Annotated in this window: 2 protein-coding genes; both read left to right on the forward strand. The window is 47.1% G+C overall.

The genetic code is table 11. From position 1 onward, the window contains the following. The coding region (locus H3V12_RS11050) for a helix-turn-helix domain-containing protein (RefSeq protein WP_004153761.1) at positions 1–294 on the forward strand (294 nt) is incomplete at its 5' end. A 182-nt stretch (positions 295–476) separates the two neighbouring features. After that, complete coding sequence (gene blaTEM / locus H3V12_RS11055) at positions 477–1,337, forward strand: TEM family class A beta-lactamase (RefSeq protein ID WP_198214710.1); 861 nt, start codon at positions 477–479, stop codon at positions 1,335–1,337. Positions 1,338–1,484: the final 147 nt, after the last annotated feature.

Genomic DNA, 1,484 nt, shown 5'->3' on the forward strand with positions numbered 1-1,484 from the left:
GCAGTCCGGTTCATTGATGACGGGATCAGTACCGACGGTGATATGGGGCAAATGGTGGTCACCATCCTGTCGGCTGTGGCACAGGCTGAACGCCGGAGGATCCTAGAGCGCACGAATGAGGGCCGACAGGAAGCAAAGCTGAAAGGAATCAAATTTGGCCGCAGGCGTACCGTGGACAGGAACGTCGTGCTGACGCTTCATCAGAAGGGCACTGGTGCAACGGAAATTGCTCATCAGCTCAGTATTGCCCGCTCCACGGTTTATAAAATTCTTGAAGACGAAAGGGCCTCGTGATACGCCTATTTTTATAGGTTAATGTCATGATAATAATGGTTTCTTAGACGTCAGGTGGCACTTTTCGGGGAAATGTGCGCGGAACCCCTATTTGTTTATTTTTCTAAATACATTCAAATATGTATCCGCTCATGAGACAATAACCCTGATAAATGCTTCAATAATATTGAAAAAGGAAGAGTATGAGTATTCAACATTTCCGTGTCGCCCTTATTCCCTTTTTTGCGGCATTTTGCCTTCCTGTTTTTGCTCACCCAGAAACGCTGGTGAAAGTAAAAGATGCTGAAGATCAGTTGGGTGCACGAGTGGGTTACATCGAACTGGATCTCAACAGCGGTAAGATCCTTGAGAGTTTTCGCCCCGAAGAACGTTTTCCAATGATGAGCACTTTTAAAGTTCTGCTATGTGGTGCGGTATTATCCCGTGTTGACGCCGGGCAAGAGCAACTCGGTCGCCGCATACACTATTCTCAGAATGACTTGGTTGAGTACTCACCAGTCACAGAAAAGCATCTTACGGATGGCATGACAGTAAGAGAATTATGCAGTGCTGCCATAACCATGAGTGATAACACTGCGGCCAACTTACTTCTGACAACGATCGGAGGACCGAAGGAGCTAACCGCTTTTTTGCACAACATGGGGGATCATGTAACTCGCCTTGATCGTTGGGAACCGGAGCTGAATGAAGCCATACCAAACGACGAGCGTGACACCTCGATGCCTGCAGCAATGGCAACAACGTTGCGCAAACTATTAACTGGCGAACTACTTACTCTAGCTTCCCGGCAACAATTAATAGACTGGATGGAGGCGGATAAAGTTGCAGGACCACTTCTGCGCTCGGCCCTTCCGGCTGGCTGGTTTATTGCTGATAAATCTGGAGCCGGTGAGCGTGGGTCTCGCGGTATCATTGCAGCACTGGGGCCAGATGGTAAGCCCTCCCGTATCGTAGTTATCTACACGACGGGGAGTCAGGCAACTATGGATGAACGAAATAGACAGATCGCTGAGATAGGTGCCTCACTGATTAAGCATTGGTAACTGTCAGACCAAGTTTACTCATATATACTTTAGATTGATTTAAAACTTCATTTTTAATTTAAAAGGATCTAGGTGAAGATCCTTTTTGATAATCTCATGACCAAAATCCCTTAACGTGAGTTTTCGTTCCACTGAGCGTCAGACCCC

Source organism: Bartonella sp. W8167, from assembly GCF_016100335.1.
In the GTDB taxonomy this organism is placed as follows: domain Bacteria; phylum Pseudomonadota; class Alphaproteobacteria; order Rhizobiales; family Rhizobiaceae; genus Bartonella; species Bartonella apis.